Genomic DNA, 18,002 nt, shown 5'->3' on the forward strand with positions numbered 1-18,002 from the left:
CATTGAAAAAGTTGCTCACTGAAACGGTTCTTGCCTGACCGGCGGGGCAATGGTTGCCCCGCCACTGGAGCTCGCATGCAAGCAAAGGATGTCAAAACCAAAGCCGACGCGATCAAGCTGGTGGAAGAGCGCGGTCTGAGTCATGTCAAGGTAGGTGTCGTTGATATCGACGGTATCCTGCGTGGCAAATACCTGATCAAGGACAAGTTCATTTCCGCGCTCGATTCCGGCTTCGGTTTTTGCGATGTCGTGCTCGGCTGGGACAGCAACGACCAACTCTACGACAACGTCAAGTTCACTGGCTGGCATACCGCCTATCCCGATGCGATGGTCAGGATCCTGCCGCATACCTGCCGCGAGCTGCCATTCGAGGACACGCTGTTTTTCCTCTGCGAGTTCGACGGCGCGGGAGAAGCTATTTGTCCGCGGGCACAGTTGCAGCGGGTACTGAAGAAAGCCGATGCCATGGGCTTCGATGCGCTGGCAGCATTGGAGTATGAGTTCTTTGTTTTTGATGAAACCCCGCAATCGGTGCGCGAAAAGGGCTATCGCAACCTGCAGCCATGGACGCCGGGCTTCTTCGGCTATTCGGTCATGCGCAGTTCGGTCAATGCTGAGTTCTATCACGAGCTGATGACGGTCTTTCAGCAGATGGACATTCCGATTGAAGGCCTGCATACCGAAACCGGTCCCGGCGTGCTGGAAGCGGCATTGCAGGTTGATCTTGCCGAACGCATGGGTGACAAAGCGGCGTTGTTCAAGACCTTTTGCAAAGTGCTGGCCCAGCGCAACGGCCTGATGGCGACGTTCATGGCCAAGTGGTCGAATCAATATCCCGGTCAGAGCGGCCATATCCACGTCAGTTTGCTTGACAAGAAGACCGGCAAGTCGGCGTTTTATGACGCGGGTGCCGAGCACAAACAAAGTCTGCTGGCGCGCCAGTTTCTCGCCGGCGTGCAGCGCCTGTTGCCGGAATGGCTGGTGTTGTACGCGCAAACGGTCAACAGCTATTCGCGCTTGATTCCCGGCTTCTGGGCGCCGACCGATGCGACCTGGGGCATTGAAAATCGCACGACCGCGCTCCGGGTCATTCCGGGTTCGGACAAATCGCAGCGGCTGGAAGTGCGCATCGGATCGGCAGACGCCAATCCCTATATCGCGTTGGCGGCCGCGCTCGGCTCTGGACTCCACGGAATTGAACAGGGTTGGGAACCGGAGCCGATTGTTCGAGGCAACGCTTACGCCATGCAATTTCCAGAGGCGCTTCAATTGCCGCGCACGCTGTGGGATTCCGCGCAGCGTCTGAAAGCTTCTGCTGCTGCCCGGCAAACTTTCGGTGATGCCTTTGTCGAACATTTTGCCGCGACCCGGGAGTGGGAGGAGCGCGAGTTTCGTCGCCACATTACCGACTGGGAGCTGGCGCGCTATTTCGAGATTATCTGAGCTGCATTGAAGTATTGAGTGTTTTAAATGGGTGAAGCACAACTGCATCGCTGCGCGAAGACACAGATGGCAGCCATTCCGATCAGGACAGGACCATGACTGAGCAACTCACCATTAGCCCCATCGACGGCAGCATTTGCGTTCGCAGGCCGCTGGCGACAGCGGCGCAGATCGATGACGCCTTGAGCCTGGCCAAGCGTGCCCAGCAGCAATGGCGACAGACCTCCATTGCCGAGCGGGCAGCGCTGTGTCGGCGCGCGGTCGATGCCTTTGTCGCCAACAAGGCCGACATTGCCCGTGAAATTACCCTGCAGATTGGCCGTCCCCTGCGTTATACGCCGAATGAGGTCAATGGCTTCGAAATCCGCGCCCGGCACATGATTGCGATTGCCGAGTCGGCGTTGGCGCCGGTTCGACCGGAACCCATCGAGGGTTTTGATCGCTACATCAAGCGCGAACCGGTCGGCGTCGTGTTGGTAGTTGCACCGTGGAATTACCCGCTGCTGACTGCCGTCAACGCCATCGTGCCGGCATTCATGTCCGGCAACACGGTGCTGATCAAGCACTCGGCGCAGACGCCGCTCTGTGCCGAACGCATTGTCGCAGCGTTTGAAGCGGCTGGCGCTCCTGCTGGCCTGATTCAGTTTTTGCATCTGTCCCACGAAGACACCCAGAAAATCATTCGCGATTCACGTATCGGCTTTGTCGCGTTCACCGGATCGGTTGCCGGTGGTGCGGCGGTCGAGCAGGCGGCTGCCGGACGATTCATCGGTGTCGGTCTGGAGCTCGGTGGCTGCGATCCGGCTTATGTTCATGCCGATGCCGCGCTCGATCATGCGGTCGATACACTGGTTGATGGCGCCATGTTTAATTCAGGGCAATCCTGCTGCGGCATACAGCGTATCTATGTTCATGCTTCGCGCTATGACGCGTTTATCGAACGCGCGGCGGCGTTGACAGCGCAATATCAGCTTGGTGATCCCTTGCAGCTGGAAACCACCTTGGGGCCGGTGGTGCGAAGCAAAGCCGCTGACGATATTCGGCGAGTCATTGCCGAGACCCGCAAGCAGGGCGGCAAACCCTTGCTGGATGAATCACGCTTTACCGCAGCCAAAGTCGGTACCGCCTACGTTGCGCCGCAAATGTTTGCCGACGTCAACCACAGCATGGGGCTGATGAAAGAAGAATGCTTTGGCCCCGTGGTTGGCATCATGAAAGTGCGCGATGAGCAGGAGGCCCTTGCCCTGATGAATGACTCAGCCTATGGCCTGACCGCGTCAATATTCACCAAGGATCTGGAGCTGGCACGGCGGCTCGGCGACGCGCTGGAAACTGGAACGGTTTTCATGAATCGCTGTGACTATCTGGATCCGGCCTTGACCTGGACCGGCGTCAAGCACAGCGGCCGTGGCGGTACCCTGTCGCAGATTGGTTACGAGTTTTTGACCCGGCCAAAATCCTACCATCTGAAGTTTGCGCTGTGATTGCCACCGGCATGGTGGTGATTGCGCAGCAATGAACGCGGCTGCTTACGGTAGGCCCGAATAACGCGTGAGGATGCTATGAGTCAATCGGATTGGGTCAGCTGGAATTATCCCACCGCCGTCAAGGTCGGCACCGGTCGCTTGCGCGAACTGCCGCAGCATTGCCACGCGATGGCGATGAAAGCGCCGCTGATCGTAACGGACCCTGGTCTAGCGGCGTTGCCAGTGATCGGTGACGCCCGGCAAATGCTGGTTGACGCCGGCTTGCGCGCCGAGCTGTTCAGCAAAATCAAAGGCAATCCGACCGGGCGCAATGTTGAAGACGGTGTGGCCGCCTTCAAAGCGGGCCGTCATGACGGTGTGATCGCCTTCGGTGGTGGCAGTGCGCTCGATGCCGGCAAAGCAATCGCGTTGATGGTCGGACAGCAGCGGCCACTGTGGGATTTTGAAGATGTCGGCGACAACTGGACGCGAGTCAATGTCGCTGGTATGGCGCCGGTTATCGCGGTGCCGACTACTGCGGGCACCGGCTCGGAAGTCGGCCGGGTATCTGTCATTACCGATGAAGCGGCGCAACTGAAACGTTTGATCTTTCACCCGAAAGTGATGCCGCCGCTGGTGATTTTGGATCCGGAAGTCACCGCCGGATTGCCTGCCAAGCTAACCGCTGCCACGGGCATGGATGCGTTGTCACACAGTCTGGAGGCCTATTGCTCGCCGTTTTTTCATCCTATGGCGGTGGGTGTTGCCGTGGAAGGCATGCATCTGGTCAAACAATGGTTGCCGATCGCCGTGCGCGAAGGCGGCAATTTGCCGGCGCGTCTGCACATGCTGGTGGCGTCCACCATGGGCGCAACAGCATTTCAACGTGGCCTCGGCGCCATGCATGCGCTGGCGCATCCGCTCGGTGCCGTGTATGACGCGCATCACGGCATGTTGAACGCGGTGCTGATGCCTTATGTGTTGAAAGCCAATGAGAGCGTGATTGCCGAGCGCATCACCGCCCTCGCACGTTATCTCGATTTGCCAACGCCGTCGTTCACAAGCTTTCTCGATTTCATTCTGCAATTGCGCGAGGAGGTTGGTATTCCACACACGCTGACGGCGCTCGGAATTGATGAGGCACAACTGGAACGCATCGGCAAAATGGCGGTAGCCGATCCGTCCGCTGGCACCAATCCGATTCCGTTCACCGCCGCCCAGTATGCCGAGCTCTGTCGGCATGCCGTGGTCGGCTTGCTGTAAGCGCCGGGCGGAGTGCTCTGGGCGTGGCCCGAATCGGTGTCGCCGGTTTTCTGCACGAAACCAATACCTTTGCCCAAAGCCGGGCAACGCTAGCCGATTTTATCGAGGCCGATGCTTGGCCCGGATTGCTGCGCGGCCAAGCGGTGCTGACTGAAACCGCCGGCATCAATCTGGCGACCGCCGGTTTTGTCGCGGCCATGGCCAATCAACACTCGTTGCAAGGCTTGCTCTGGGCTTCCTGTGGCCCCAGCGGTCTGGTTACGCGCGAAGCTTACGAAACGCTGTGGCAGTGGACCGAGGCGGAGCTTAGTCAGGCGTTGCCGCTTGATGCGCTGTTTCTGGATCTGCATGGCGCCATGGTCGCTGAACATGTTGAAGATGGCGAGGGCGAGTGGCTGCGGCGCATTCGTCATGTCGTTGGCGATATTCCCATTGTGGCGACGCTGGATTTTCACGCCAACATTTCTGCGGCCATGGTCGAGCACGCCAGCGTGATGCTGGTGTATCGCAGTTATCCGCATGTCGATATGGCCGAGACGGGCGCTCGTGCCGCCCAGATATTGCAGCGCTTGCTGAACGGCGAGCGCTGCGTTTGTGCCTGGCGGCAATTGCCGTTTCTGGTGTCATTGCCCTGGCAATGCACATCGATTGCGCCGATGCGCGAGTTGCAACAGCAATTGTTGCGCATGTCGAGTGACGTGTGGTCGGCCGAATGTGCGCCCGGTTTTCCTTTGGCCGATGTGCCGGATTGTGGACCGTCGCTATTGGTGTATGCGAGTGAGTCGCGTGCGGCTGAAACTGGTGCGGATCGTTTGCGAGATCTCTGGCTGGCGGCACGACCGGCGTTTCGTGGCGAGTTATGGTCGCTGCCGGCGGCGGTGCAACGAGCGGCGCAGCATCACAAGAATGGGCTCATGATTCTCGCGGAAACGCAGGACAATCCTGGCGGCGGCGGTGACAGTGATGGCACGCAACTGGTGCATGAGTGGCTGCGGCAACAGGCCGGCTCTGCATGCATGGGGTTGATTCATGATCCGGCGGTCGCCGCGCAGGCGCATGCGGCCGGCGTGGGCGCCGAGCTGGAGGTGAGCCTCGGTGCCAAACACAATCTGGGATCAGGGCCGCCACTGACGGCGCGCGTGCGCGTTGAAGCACTGGGCGATGGCAAATTTGCCGCGACCGGGCCGTTTTATCGCGGCAGCCACATGGCGCTCGGTTTGATGGCGCGCTTGTCGTATCAGGGCCTGCAGCTGCTGGTCAGCTCGCGCAAACAGCAAGCCGCCGATCAGGCCATGCTGCGGCATCTCGGTATCGAGCCGGCGCAGCAGCGGGTGCTGATCCTGAAAAGCTCGGTGCATTTCCGGGCCGATTTCGAGTCGATTGCCAGCGAGATCCTGATCACCGTGACGCCGGGCTGTAACACCGCCGATTTGTCGACGCTGGCGTATCGCCGGCTGCGACCCGGAGTGACGCCGGCTTGAGTGCCTGCGTTTCGGCTCAGCGAATCGGCCCGTCGATTTTTCGCCACTGGCCCGGCTGCAAGTCATCCAGCTGCCAGTCTCCGATGCGGGCGCGCACCAGCCGCAAGGTCGGAAAACCCACCGCGGCAGTCATCCGTCGCACCTGACGATTGCGGCCTTCGGTGATGGTCAGGCTCAGCCAGCTGGTGGGAATGTGCTTGCGGAAGCGGACCGGCGGGTCACGCGGCCACAGCGTGGGTTCGGCCAGTCGCTCGGCCGCGGCAGCCCGGCAGGGGCCGTCATTGAGGGTAATGCCGGCGCGCAGGCGGGCCAGCGCCTCATCGGTCAGCTCGCCTTCAACCTGGGCCCAGTAGGTCTTTGGCAGCTTGAATTTGGGCGAGCTGATCCGGGCTTGCAGGATGCCGTCGTCGGTCAGCAGCAGCAGGCCTTCGCTGTCGGTGTCCAGCCGGCCGGCCGGGTAAACCTCGGGAACCGGGATAAAGTCCTTCAGGGTCGGCTTGCCGGAACCGTCGGTGCTGAACTGGCAGATCACACCAAACGGTTTGTTGAACAGAATGAGCTGACTCAAGGCTGGGTGTCCGATGTGGTCGTGAGCGGGGCGGCGTTTGTCCCGGTTACCGGGTTCGCTGGCCGTGCTGATGGTGTTGTTGGCGTTGCGGTCGCTATTGCCGCCTAGCATAGCAAGGGCAGAGCGCCGCCGGGGCTTGTCAGGCCGTTCTGGCCAGACCAGAATGTGAGCCACTGATTTTCAAGCGTAATTGCAAAACGGTGGCAAAGAAAAGGGCGCCTGCTGGCGCCCTTTTTCAAATTTGTGTGCAGTGCTTGTAATAAAAACCAAGAAAGACTCAGAGTTCTTTCTTGTCGGTCTTGCCGCTACCCGGTTCAATATTGGTGGCGTGCAGACCTTTCGGGCCCTGCGTGACATCGAAAGACACTTCCTGGCCGGCCTTGAGACTCTTGTAGCCATCCATGTCGATCGTTGAGTAGTGCACAAACACGTCATCACCGCCCTCGGTCGGACGAATGAAGCCGTAGCCCTTTGCGTTGTTGAACCACTTCACCGTGCCATAAGCCATACCTGACTTCCTTCTCATAGCTAACAGGAGATGCTGGCTGCTCCTCGAGCGAGTTCCCCACCTGAACGTCGGTCATCGAGTGCTGGAAATGTGACAGCAACCCGGCTTGACCCCCGCGCAGAAAATACTGGGGCATCCGTCCCGGACAACAGGGCAGGGCAGACGAATAGTGGACACGCGTTCAACTGTTTGTCAAGACAAGAGAGGGATTACAAAACACTACATCCAGGCACGTTTTTTGAACAAATCCGTGCGAGACGCGCGAATACAAGGCATGGCGCTTGAATATGTTAGATTGCTCCCAATAAACGAGGTAATTCCGAAGTGTCCACAGTGGACTACGCTTACACCATGAGTACGACGCCGCTGCCAATTGAACAGCATACCGTCGAGGTTGCGCCGGCCGAGCCCCAGGTCAAACCGCCGCGCATGTTCAAAGTGGTCATGCTGAATGATGATTTCACCCCGATGGACTTTGTCGTCGAGGTACTGAACAAGTTTTTTGCCATGAATCAGGAGCAGGCAGTCAAAGTGATGTTGCAGGTGCATTTTGACGGCCGTGGCATTTGTGGCGTGTACCGATTCGAGATAGCTGAGACCAAGGCCATGCAAGTGGTGGAGTACGCGAAAGCGAACCAGCATCCTTTGCAGTGCACGATCGAAGCAACCTGAGCGGCGCTGAACCGAGCGTCATTTTGTTGAGAAACGTAGCCAACCGTAATCCGTCAGATGAGCCGTGCAAGCAGTCAGGATGTTAAAAAGGATGATGTGCTGTTTTCGGTCTTTTTGCCTGTTGTCTGTCGTATAAGGCCTGAGGTGGTCGTATGCTGAGCAAAGATCTGGAGTTGACGCTTAATCAAGCGTTCAAGCAGGCGCGTGAAAAACGCCACGAGTTCATGACAGTCGAGCACTTGCTGCTGGCGCTGCTGGATAATGCGGTCGCCGTCAACGTGTTGCGCGCCTGTGGTGCCAATGTTGATCGGCTGCGCCGCGAGCTGGCGCATTTTGTCGATGAGACAACCCCGCTACTGCCCAATGACGATGAGAGTCGTGACACCCAACCCACGCTGGGTTTCCAGCGCGTGTTGCAGCGTGCGGTGTTCCATGTGCAATCGGCTGGCAAGAAAGAAGTCACCGGCGCCAATGTACTGGTGGCGATTTTCAGTGAGCAGGAATCACAGGCGGTTTATCTGCTGCACCAAGAGCAGGTGTCGCGACTGGATGTGGTCAATTACATTTCGCACGGCATTTCCAAAGTGGCGGGCACTGAGCGCGACGCGCCGCAGCCGCAAGCCGATACCGAGGAAGAAGGTGGCACCGACGCCAGTCGGACGCCGCTGGAAAACTTCGCCACTAATCTCAACGAGCTGGCCAAGCAAGGCAAGATCGATCCGCTGATCGGCCGTCATCACGAGCTGGAGCGCACCATTCAGGTGCTGTGCCGTCGCCGCAAGAACAATCCATTGCTGGTCGGTGAAGCCGGGGTCGGCAAAACCGCCATTGCCGAAGGTCTGGCCCGGCGCATTGTCGACGGTGAAGTACCGGACGTGATGAAAGACGGCGTGGTGTTCTCGCTGGATCTGGGCGGACTGCTGGCCGGCACCAAGTATCGCGGCGATTTCGAGAAGCGTCTGAAAGCCGTATTGAAAGAACTGAAAGAAAAGCCGCACGCCATTTTGTTCATTGACGAGATTCACACCATCATTGGTGCCGGCGCTGCCAGCGGCGGTGTCATGGATGCCTCGAATCTGGTCAAGCCAATGCTGGCGTCGGGCGAGATCAAATGCATCGGTTCGACCACGTTCCAGGAATACCGTGGCATCTTTGAAAAAGATCGGGCCTTGGCACGCCGCTTCCAGAAGATCGATGTGTTGGAACCGTCCATTGATGAAACCTTTGAAATTCTCAAGGGCCTGAAAACCCATTACGAAAAGCACCACAGCGTGCGCTATACACCAGCGGCATTGCAGGCAGCTGCAGAGCTGTCGGCAAAATACATCAATGATCGGCAATTGCCGGATAAAGCCATTGACGTCATTGACGAGGCCGGTGCGAGCCAACGTTTGCTGGCGCCTTCCAAGCGCAAGAAAGTGATTGGCGTGCACGAGATCGAAGACATCGTGTCCAAGATTGCCCGGGTACCGACCAAGACGGTGTCTACCTCGGATCGCGAGTCCTTGCGCAATCTGGGTCAGTCACTGAAGAACGTGGTGTTCGGTCAGGACGAAGCCATCATGCAGTTGGCCGATGCCATCAAGTTGGCGCGTTCGGGTCTCGGCACCGAAGACAAACCGGTTGGTTCATTCCTGTTTGCCGGTCCGACCGGGGTTGGCAAAACCGAAGTCACCAAACAGTTGGCGCGCATTCTCGGTTTGCAACTGCTGCGGTTTGACATGTCGGAATACATGGAGCGGCATACGGTTTCCCGTTTGATCGGCGCCCCTCCGGGCTATGTCGGTTACGATCAGGGCGGCTTGCTGACCGAAGCGGTATGCAAGAATCCGCACTCGGTGTTGCTGCTCGACGAAATCGAGAAAGCGCATCCGGATGTGTTCAACTTGCTGCTGCAGGTGATGGACCACGGCACGCTGACCGACAACAACGGCCGCAAGGCTGACTTCCGCAATGTGATCATCATCATGACGACCAATGCCGGCGCCGAAGAAATGGCCAAGTCATCGATCGGTTTCACGCTGAACGATCACAGCGTTGACAGTCTTGATGCCATCAAGCGGATGTTCAGTCCGGAATTCCGTAACCGTCTGGATGCGGTGGTGCAGTTCAAGTCGCTAGCGCCGGAAGTGATTCTGTCGGTGGTCGACAAGTTCATCGTTGAGCTGCAGGCGCAGTTGGATGCCAAAGGCGTCAGTTTGGAAGTGGATTCCGCGGCGCGCGCCTGGCTGGCCGAAAAAGGCTATGACCGCACCATGGGCGCCCGGCCGATGGCACGCATCATTCGCGATTTGCTGCGCAAGCCGCTGGCGGACGAGTTGCTGTTTGGCAAGTTGTCACGCGGAGGTGAAGTGCACGTGATGATCGAGAATGACAAGCTGTCATTCGACATCGTCGAGAAGGCGGCGCCAGCACTGGAGCAAGCCAAGGCGACCTGAGTGTTGCCCTGAGGCTGGTGCAATAGAAAGAATGGGCGGGCCGCAATCCCGCCCTTTTTTCTTGCCAAAATGGGGCAGGCGGTTGCCAGCGGCGGTGAGCCCAGCTTGCGCTAGCAAGCCGACCTCAGGCGATCACTGAAACCACGCCAGCACGCGGTCGCTAAAACCTAGCCGGGGAAAACGCAGAAAGAAAACCGCGGAAAACGCAGAAAGAAAAAGGGGAAGCCGAGGCTTCCCCTTTTTACTGCAATCCTGCGTTACCAGGCGCGGTGTCATTTTAGCGTGCGCGAAAAATGATCCGGCCTTTGGTCAAGTCATACGGCGTCATTTCAACAGTGACGTCGTCGCCGGTCAGAATGCGGATATAGTTCTTGCGCATCTTGCCGGAGATATGGGCGGTGATCACGTGACCGTTTTCCAGCTTCACGCGGAACATCGTGTTTGGCAGGGTTTCCAGCACCACACCCTGCATTTCTATGGAATCTTCGCGAGCCATGCTCTATCTGGGCAGCTTTCAGAGGGGCGCTATGATGCCCGAAAGCGGTCTGCTTGTAAAACCAGCAATTCAATCCCGGACCGTTTGCCACTCGCCATCGCGGAAATGCTGTTGCGGCTGATAGTCGGCTTTGTAATTCATCTTGCGGCAATCGGCTATGTAATAGCCAAGGTAGACATAGGGCAGGCCAGCTGAACGGGCTCTTTCGATCAGCGCCAGCACCGCCCGAACCCCCAGCCCGCGCCGGGTCTGCTCGGGGGCAAAGAAGGAATAGACCGCCGACAGCCCGTCATCGGCGACGTCGGCAACCAGCACTGCCAGCAGTTGCTGGTCGTGGCGCAGCGTCAGCAAGCGGGTTGCCGACCAGTCGGCCAGCAGAAACTGCTCGGCCTGGTCGCGGCTGGGTGGATACATCTCGCCGTCGGCATGGCGCTGGCTGATGTAGCGTTCATAGAGCTGGTAATGGTCCTCGGCCAGTGCCGGCCGCTCCCAGCCGACCGCCAAATCGGCATTCTGGGCCAGATTGCGGCGCTGGCTGCGGCTGGGCCGGAAATCGGCGACCGGGATCCGGACCGGGATGCAGGCCTGACAGCCGGCACAATGCGGCCGGTAGACATGGCTGCCGCTGCGCCGAAAGCCTTGCCGCATCAGTGCCGCATAAAGCTCGGCGCTCATGGGCACTTCTGAGCCGACGAAAGCCGTCCGGGCCAGCCGGTCCGGCAGGTAGTTGCAGGGCAGCTCCGGGGTCAGGAACAGCGGTATGCGCAAGCTGGCAGGGGCGGTCATGGTCAGATTCTCGGGCCTGTGCGCAGTGTAGTCAGCGCGCTAACCGAGCGACAGCGCCAGCGGGCCCGCCAACCAAGGCTCGCCACTCGGCGGCTGATCGATGTAGTCGCGCAGCAGGCGCAAGAATTCCGATCGCGCCATGGTGTCCGCGCCAAGTGAGCGGGTATGGGCGTTGGGCACTTGCGAATCCAGCAGCACGTAGCCGTGCGCTTTCAGGTGTGCGGCCAGTGCGAACAGCGCGACTTTCGAGCCATTGCTGCGGCCACTGAACATCGACTCACCGAAAAACAGCCGGCCCATCGCGATGCCGTACAAACCGCCAACCAATTCCCGGCTGTCCGACGCACCGGCCCAGACCTCGATACTGTGAGCGATACCGGCGCGATGCAGTTGGATATAAGCCGCGATCATGTCATCCGTGATCCAGGTGCCGCCCTGACCCGGCCGCGGGGCTGTCGCGCAGGCAGTGATCACCTCGGCAAAGGCAGTATCCAGCGTGATCTGCCAATTTGCACGGCGCAGAAATTTGCGCAGCGAGGCGGGCGGCTGCAGCGTTGCAAGTTTGAACACTGCGCGCGGATCCGGCGACCACCACAGAATCGGATCGCCTTCGGAAAACCACGGGAAGATGCCATTGCGATAGGCTTCGGTCAGTCGCTCGACCGACAAATCGCCGCCGATGGCGAGCAGGCCGTTGGGGTCCTTCAGCGCGCGCTCCGGCGATGGTAACGGCGAATCTGATTTAAGAACCGTAATGCGCATCTAATGCAATGACCTGTCGTTGTGAATGACGACGCTGGCGTTGGCAAAAAAAGAGGGTTGAACGGATTCAGCTCACTATTCATAACATTGCAGAGAAAATAAAGGGCCCGGTGAGGGCCCTTTATTTTCTTACTTTGCCAGTGCATCCAGATATTTCTCGGCATCCAGCGCCGCCATACAGCCGGTACCGGCCGAGGTGATGGCCTGCCGGTAAATATGGTCGGCGACATCGCCGGCGGCGAATACGCCCGGCACGCTGGTGGCGGTCGCGTTGCCTTGAGTACCGCTCTTGACGATGATGTAACCGTCTTTCATTTCCAGCTGACCGGCGAAGATGTCGGTGTTCGGTTTGTGACCGATAGCGATGAAGCATCCGGCCAGATCCAGATTCTTGGTGGCGCCGTCGGTGGTGCTCTTGATGCGAATACCGGTGACGCCGCTTTGATCGCCGAGCACTTCATCCAGAGTGTGGTTCCAGTGGATGGTGATCTTGCCGGCTTTCTGCTTCTCGAAAATATGGTCTTGCAGGATCTTTTCCGACTTGAACTTGTCGCGGCGGTGAATCACGTGCACATGCGAGGCGATGTTCGACAGGTACAGCGCTTCTTCGACAGCAGTGTTGCCACCGCCAATCACGCTGACCACCTGATTCTTGTAGAAGAAACCATCGCAGGTGGCGCAGCCTGACACGCCTTTGCCCATGAATGCTTCTTCCGACGGCAGGCCGAGGTATTGCGCCGAAGCTCCGGTGGCGATGATCAGGGCGTCGCAGGTGTATTCGGCGCTGTCACCGATCAGCACAAACGGGCGCACATCAAATTTGACGGTGTGAATATGATCGAACACGATCTCGGTGCCAAAGCGCTCGGCATGGGCTTGCATGCGCTGCATCAGATCCGGACCTTGCAAACCATGCGCGTCACCGGGCCAGTTGTCGACTTCGGTGGTGGTCATCAGCTGGCCGCCTTGCTGCATGCCGGTGATGATGACTGGCTTGAGGTTGGCGCGCGCGGCGTAGACGGCGGCGGAGTAACCGGCCGGGCCGGAGCCCAGAATCAGCAGACGGCTGTGCTTGCGGTTCATCGTGTTTCCTTGAGACGGGTTTGGCTGAATCCCGGGATTCAGCAACTGCAGAAAGTTGGCGGCATTCTACGCGAATTCAAGCGCCGACGTGCCGGGCCGGATCAATGCCAGCCATAGAGGCGGGTGATGATGGCCGGGCTGGCCGGCGTTAGAATTGCCTATTCCTTGACCAATCGTACCGGGTGAAGCCGCGCATGAAGAAAGTGAAAGTCAGTACCGAGGCGATAGCGCTGGAACAGATTCCCAATATCGGTCCGTCGCTGGCTGAGGACTTGCGGCTGTGCGGTGTCAGCACACCGGCCGAGCTGGTCGGTCGCAATCCGGTGGCGCTGTATGACGAGCTGTGCCGGCGTACCGGCGTGCGCCATGACCCTTGCGTGCTGGATACCTTCATGTCGGCGGTTCGGTTCATGGAAGGGGCGCCGCCCCATCCCTGGTGGCATTACACCGAGGAGCGCAAGGCGATGATGCAGGCTGGCGCGTCGTCGACGCGGCCGAAAACAAAACGTGCGCGTTGAAAATCTGCCAATGGCCGATCCACAAACTGCCGATTCGCAAATTGCAGACAAACAAACCGCAGGTCCTCCCTCAGCTACGCCATCCATCGACGAAAAAAAGACAACAAAAAGCCCGGCAATCGCCGGGCTTTTTGTTTGATGCAAACGGCTTACAGACCGAGCGCTTTTTCCGCCGGCACGTATTCCATCTTGAAGCCTTCGGCGACCGGCTTGTAGGTCACCTTGCCAGCGTGAACGTTCAGGCCGTTGCGCAGGTGAACGTTGTCGGCCAGTGCTTTCTTGGCGCCCTTGTTGGCCAGCTCGATGATGAATGGCAACGTGGCGTTGTTCAGTGCAAAGGTCGAGGTGCGCGGCACGGCGCCCGGCATGTTGGCGACGCAGTAGTGAACGACGTCATCAACGATGTAGGTCGGGTCAGCATGCGTGGTCGCGTGCGCGGTTTCGAAGCAGCCGCCTTGGTCGATGGCAACGTCAACGACAGCCGAACCCGGCTTCATGCGCTTGACCATGGCCGCGGTAACCAGCTTCGGCGCTGCTGCGCCCGGGATCAAAACGCCACCGATCACCAGATCCGCATCCAGTACATGACGCTCGACCGCATCAACGCTCGAGAACACGGTTTCGATGCGGGTGCCGAACTGGGCAACGAGGCGACGCAGCACGTCGACGTTGCGATCCAGCACAACGACTTGCGCGCCGATACCAACGGCCATCAACGCCGCGTTCGCACCGACCACACCGCCGCCAAGGATCACGACCTTGCCGTGCTCAACGCCCGGAACGCCGCCGAGCAGAATGCCGCGGCCGCCATTGGCTTTTTGCAGCGCGGTGGCACCGGCTTGAATCGACATGCGACCGGCAACTTCCGACATCGGCGCCAGCAGCGGCAGACCGCCGGTAGCGGAGGTGACAGTTTCGTAAGCGATGCAGGTGGCTTTCGATTTGATCAGGTCCTGGGTTTGCTCCAGGTCCGGCGCCAGATGCAGGTAGGTAAACAGGATCTGGCCTTCACGCAGACGGGCGCGCTCAACCGCTTGCGGCTCTTTGACCTTGACGATCATCTCGGCCTTGGCAAACACCTCGTCGGCAGTCGCCAGCACTTTGGCGCCAGCGGCTTCGTAATCGGCGTCCGTGAAGCCAATGCCGATACCGGCATTGTGTTCAACCACGACGTTGTGGCCTTGGCTGACCAGCTCGCGGACCGAGGCCGGGACCATGCCGACGCGGTATTCGTGGTTCTTAATTTCCTTGGGTACACCGATCAACATGAACTCTCTCCTCGAAGCAAAAGGCGGGTTTGGGGTGTGACACCGGCCGGGGCAAAACGGCAGACCCGAAAGCAGCGTCCAGATTCAGCGCGCGGCGAATTCACTGTCATGAAATCGGCGCACAAAATTTTTCGCTATTTTAGTTAGCAATCAGCAGATTTATTCCCTAATATTGCTCATAAGCCGGAGTTTTCACCAAGTCATTGTCAAAAGGCAGCATAAAATCCTGTGCGTGCACGAAAAATCCAGATTTATCAATTAGATAGGATCGATCGCAAGATCCTGCGTGAGCTTCAGCGCGATGGCCGGCTGGCCAACGTCGAGCTGGCCAAGCGGGTCGGGCTGTCGCCGACGCCCTGTCTTGAGCGGGTAAAAAAGCTCGAGGAAGAGGGCTATATCAGCGGTTACCATGCCCACCTGAATCCGGCCAAGCTGGCCGCGGGCTTGCTGGTCTTTGTCGAAATCCGGCTGGTGCGGACCTCGGCCGACGTGTTCGATGCCTTCAAAACCGCGGTCGTCGCGCTGCCACAGGTCATGGAATGCCATCTGGTCTCAGGCGACTTTGATTACCTGATCAAGGCCCGGGTTGCCGACATGGTGGCCTACCGGCAATTGCTGGGCGAAACCTTGCTGACCCTGCCCGGGGTTTCCGGCTCACGCAGCTATGCGGTGATGGAGGAGGTCAAGGAGACCATGAGTCTGGCGGTTGCGGACTGAGTATCCGCTGCTGCAAGGTCTGGCAGAGTGAGCAATTAGGTGGGAATTTTTCATTTGCTATCAGTACAATAGCGCAAACACTTGAGACAGTTTCTTATGGCGCAGGCAACACCCAAAAAGGTCAAGAAGAGCAGCGACAACAGCGCGGCCAGCGCTGCCACGTCCGGGGGCCTGTCGTCAAAAAGTCTGCCGCCAGCGGTCAAGGCCCGGCTGCGTGAAGGCGCCATCCTCGCACTGATGCTGGTGTCCGTTCTGTTGCTGCTGGCCCTACTCAGCTACAACCGTAACGATGGCGCCTGGAGCTATTACAGCAGCGAAGGCGAGACCCACAATCTGGTGGGGCCGGTCGGTGCCTGGTTTGCCGATGTCAGTCAGTTCCTGCTCGGTTACCCGGCGTGGCTGCTGCCGTTTGCCATGGGTTTTGCGTGCTGGGTGGCGTTCCGGCATCGCGATGAACCGCTGCCGAAAGCTTACTGGTGGACCAAGCTCGGCGGCATTGTCCTGCTGCTGCTTGGCGCGGCCGGTTTGTCGGCGCGCCATTTCAGTGATCCGAGTGATCAACCGAGTTATCTCTCCGGTGGCGTGCTCGGCCGCGCGGTCGACAGCGGCTTTGCCGATGCGCTCAGCGGCGCCGGCTCGACGCTGGTCCTGCTGACCTTGTTTGTCATCGGCGTGACCTTGTTCACCGGCTTGTCATGGTTTGCTCTGCTGGAAAGCGTTGGCCGGAAAACCCTGACCCTGACTGCCGTGTTGTGGCAACGCGCCCGTGCTTCCCGGCAACCGTTGCCGGTGACCGAACGCAAAGTGGCCGACCCCGATTTTGTTGATCTGAATTATGAAGAGCAGCGCGGCGCGCAAATCGCCCGCGAAGTGCGCGAAGAAGCGCTGCGCCGTGACAAAGAGCGCCAGAAAGAGCGGGCACCGGTCAAGATTGAACAGCCGCTGGCGAAAGTGGAAGTCGCGCCACGGGTGGAAAAACAGCAGCAGAAAGCCAAGCAGCAAGTGCTGTTTGAAGAGCCAATAACGGGTGACGTGCCGTCGGTCAATTTGCTGGAGGAACCTACCGCCAGCAAACGTCAGGTTTCGCAAAGCGCGCTGGAGGCGATGTCGCGTCTGGTCGAGATCAAGCTGCGCGATTTCGGTATCGATGCGCAAGTCGTGGCCGTTCACCCCGGTCCGGTGATCACCCGGTTCGAACTGGATCTGGCGCCGGGGATCAAGGTTTCCCGCGTCACCAATCTGGCAAAGGATTTGGCACGGGCGATGTCGGTGGTGTCGGTGCGGGTGGTTGAAGTCATTCCGGGCAAATCCACCGTGGGTTTGGAAGTGCCGAACGAATCGCGTGAAACAGTTCGGCTGCGCGAGGTCATTGCCTCCAGCGAGTTCGATGATTCGAAATCGCCGCTATCGATGGTGCTCGGCAAAGACATCGCCGGCAAACCGGTGGTGGTCGATTTGGCCAAGATGCCGCACCTGCTGGTGGCCGGTACTACCGGTTCCGGCAAGTCGGTCGGCCTCAACGCGATGCTGCTCAGCATGCTCTACAAGAGCCGGCCGGATGAGCTGCGCATGATCATGATCGATCCGAAAATGCTGGAGCTGTCGGTATACGCCGACATCCCGCATTTGCTGACCCCGGTCGTCACCGACATGAAAGACGCCGCCAATGCCTTGCGCTGGTGCGTCGCTGAAATGGATCGCCGTTACAAATTGATGGCCGCGCTCGGCGTGCGTAACCTGGCCGGTTACAACCGCAAAGTAGAGGACGCCAACAGGGCCGGCGAACCGATTCTGGATCCACTCTGGAAACCGGAGTTGAATCTGCACGCGGCCGCACCGGCGCTGGAGCATCTGCCGGCCGTGGTGGTTGTGATCGACGAACTCGCCGATATGATGATGATCGTCGGCAAGAAGGTGGAGGAACTGATCGCCCGCATTGCGCAAAAAGCGCGAGCCGCCGGCATCCATTTGATCCTGGCAACGCAGCGTCCGTCAGTTGATGTCATCACCGGTTTGATCAAGGCCAATATCCCGACCCGTATCGCTTTCCAGGTGTCATCGCGTATCGATGCCCGGACCATTCTCGACCAGCAGGGCGCCGAGCAATTGCTGGGGCAGGGCGACATGCTGTACCTGCCGCCGGGAACTTCGGTGCCGATCCGTGTTCATGGTGCTTATGTGGCCGATGAAGAAGTGCATCGCGTGGTCCAGGATTGGCGCCGTCGTGGTGCGCCGGATTATCTGGATACCATCACCAAGGGCGGCTCTGACAGCGAGTCCTTGACCGGGCTCGATGGCGTTGGCGACAGCGGGGCCGGTGGTGAAGACAGTGAATCGGATGCGCTCTATGACGAAGCCGTTCGTTTCATTACTGAACAGCGCCGGGTCTCGGTGTCGCTGGTGCAGCGCAAATTCAAGATTGGTTATAACCGGGCGGCGCGGCTGGTTGAAGCCATGGAAAATGCTGGTGTGGTCAGTTCGATGGCCTCGAATGGCAACCGCGAAGTGTTGGCGCCGCCACCGGTCTAGGGCA

The 18,002-nt window shown here is 59.1% G+C and carries 17 protein-coding genes; 10 read left to right on the forward strand and 7 right to left on the reverse strand.

The window, feature by feature from the left end:
• Positions 1-75 precede the first annotated feature (75 nt).
• The 4 genes from HPT27_RS12350 to HPT27_RS12365 all read left to right on the forward strand — a co-directional run bounded on the left by HPT27_RS12350 (position 76) and on the right by HPT27_RS12365 (position 5,653).
• A complete protein-coding gene (locus HPT27_RS12350) occupies positions 76-1,443 on the forward strand; it encodes a glutamine synthetase family protein (RefSeq protein WP_172243764.1) in 1,368 nt (455 codons plus the stop codon).
• A 95-nt stretch (positions 1,444-1,538) separates the two neighbouring features.
• A complete protein-coding gene (locus tag HPT27_RS12355) occupies positions 1,539-2,927 on the forward strand; it encodes an aldehyde dehydrogenase family protein (protein WP_172243767.1) in 1,389 nt (462 codons plus the stop codon).
• A gap of 78 nt (positions 2,928-3,005) precedes the next feature.
• On the forward strand, positions 3,006-4,172 hold the full coding sequence (locus HPT27_RS12360) for an iron-containing alcohol dehydrogenase (protein WP_172243770.1): 1,167 nt from the start codon (positions 3,006-3,008) through the stop codon (positions 4,170-4,172).
• A gap of 23 nt (positions 4,173-4,195) precedes the next feature.
• Positions 4,196-5,653 (forward strand): M81 family metallopeptidase, encoded by a 1,458-nt coding sequence (locus tag HPT27_RS12365; protein ID WP_172243773.1) that lies wholly within the window; start codon positions 4,196-4,198, stop codon positions 5,651-5,653.
• A gap of 16 nt (positions 5,654-5,669) precedes the next feature.
• On the opposite strand, the gene HPT27_RS12370 is transcribed toward HPT27_RS12365, so the two are convergent.
• Together HPT27_RS12370 and cspD are read right to left on the reverse strand one after the other, a co-directional pair.
• Positions 5,670-6,332 carry a pseudouridine synthase gene (locus tag HPT27_RS12370; RefSeq protein ID WP_172243776.1) on the reverse strand — a complete coding sequence of 221 codons (663 nt, stop codon included), beginning with the start codon at positions 6,330-6,332 and terminating at the stop codon, positions 5,670-5,672.
• Between the two features lie 166 nt (positions 6,333-6,498).
• Positions 6,499-6,729, reverse strand: a complete 231-nt coding sequence (gene cspD, locus HPT27_RS12375; protein WP_172243779.1) for a cold shock domain-containing protein CspD — start codon at positions 6,727-6,729, stop codon at positions 6,499-6,501.
• 351 nt (positions 6,730-7,080) lie between these two features.
• On the opposite strand from cspD, the gene clpS reads away from it, so the two are divergent.
• Both clpS and clpA read left to right on the forward strand, forming a co-directional pair.
• Positions 7,081-7,401 (forward strand): ATP-dependent Clp protease adapter ClpS, encoded by a 321-nt coding sequence (clpS, locus tag HPT27_RS12380; RefSeq protein ID WP_172245331.1) that lies wholly within the window; start codon positions 7,081-7,083, stop codon positions 7,399-7,401.
• Between the two features lie 152 nt (positions 7,402-7,553).
• Complete coding sequence (gene clpA, locus HPT27_RS12385; RefSeq protein WP_172243782.1) at positions 7,554-9,839, forward strand: ATP-dependent Clp protease ATP-binding subunit ClpA; 2,286 nt, start codon at positions 7,554-7,556, stop codon at positions 9,837-9,839.
• Positions 9,840-10,116: 277 nt separating this feature from the next.
• Here the strand turns inward: clpA and infA are convergent, their stop codons facing one another.
• From infA to trxB, 4 genes are all read right to left on the reverse strand, one after another.
• Positions 10,117-10,335: a translation initiation factor IF-1 gene (infA, locus tag HPT27_RS12390; protein WP_172243785.1), complete on the reverse strand. Its 219-nt coding sequence runs from the start codon at positions 10,333-10,335 to the stop codon at positions 10,117-10,119.
• 69 nt (positions 10,336-10,404) lie between these two features.
• A complete protein-coding gene (locus tag HPT27_RS12395) occupies positions 10,405-11,121 on the reverse strand; it encodes an arginyltransferase (protein ID WP_172243788.1) in 717 nt (238 codons plus the stop codon).
• Positions 11,122-11,160: 39 nt separating this feature from the next.
• The gene (gene aat / locus HPT27_RS12400; protein ID WP_172243820.1) at positions 11,161-11,883 is read right to left on the reverse strand and encodes a leucyl/phenylalanyl-tRNA--protein transferase; all 723 of its coding nucleotides are present in this window, start codon (positions 11,881-11,883) and stop codon (positions 11,161-11,163) included.
• 129 nt (positions 11,884-12,012) lie between these two features.
• Positions 12,013-12,966 (reverse strand): thioredoxin-disulfide reductase, encoded by a 954-nt coding sequence (gene trxB / locus HPT27_RS12405; RefSeq protein WP_172243822.1) that lies wholly within the window; start codon positions 12,964-12,966, stop codon positions 12,013-12,015.
• Positions 12,967-13,160: 194 nt separating this feature from the next.
• Here trxB and HPT27_RS12410 point away from each other — a divergent pair, with 194 nt between their 5' ends.
• On the forward strand, positions 13,161-13,484 hold the full coding sequence (locus HPT27_RS12410; RefSeq protein WP_172243824.1) for a helix-hairpin-helix domain-containing protein: 324 nt from the start codon (positions 13,161-13,163) through the stop codon (positions 13,482-13,484).
• Between the two features lie 10 nt (positions 13,485-13,494).
• Positions 13,495-13,623 carry a hypothetical protein gene (locus HPT27_RS19485; RefSeq protein WP_268935743.1) on the forward strand — a complete coding sequence of 43 codons (129 nt, stop codon included), beginning with the start codon at positions 13,495-13,497 and terminating at the stop codon, positions 13,621-13,623.
• Positions 13,624-13,633: 10 nt separating this feature from the next.
• Here HPT27_RS19485 and ald read toward each other — a convergent pair whose 3' ends face one another.
• Positions 13,634-14,752, reverse strand: coding sequence for an alanine dehydrogenase (ald, locus tag HPT27_RS12415; RefSeq protein ID WP_172243826.1), 1,119 nt, complete (start codon positions 14,750-14,752; stop codon positions 13,634-13,636).
• A gap of 228 nt (positions 14,753-14,980) precedes the next feature.
• Between ald and lrp the strand changes: the two genes are divergently transcribed.
• Both lrp and HPT27_RS12430 read left to right on the forward strand, forming a co-directional pair.
• The gene (lrp, locus tag HPT27_RS12420; protein ID WP_172243828.1) at positions 14,981-15,469 is read left to right on the forward strand and encodes a leucine-responsive transcriptional regulator Lrp; all 489 of its coding nucleotides are present in this window, start codon (positions 14,981-14,983) and stop codon (positions 15,467-15,469) included.
• 96 nt (positions 15,470-15,565) lie between these two features.
• Positions 15,566-17,998 (forward strand): DNA translocase FtsK, encoded by a 2,433-nt coding sequence (locus tag HPT27_RS12430; RefSeq protein ID WP_268935744.1) that lies wholly within the window; start codon positions 15,566-15,568, stop codon positions 17,996-17,998.
• Positions 17,999-18,002: the final 4 nt, after the last annotated feature.

Origin of the sequence: Permianibacter fluminis (assembly GCF_013179735.1) — a bacterium.
GTDB lineage: Bacteria > Pseudomonadota > Gammaproteobacteria > Enterobacterales > Permianibacteraceae > Permianibacter > Permianibacter fluminis.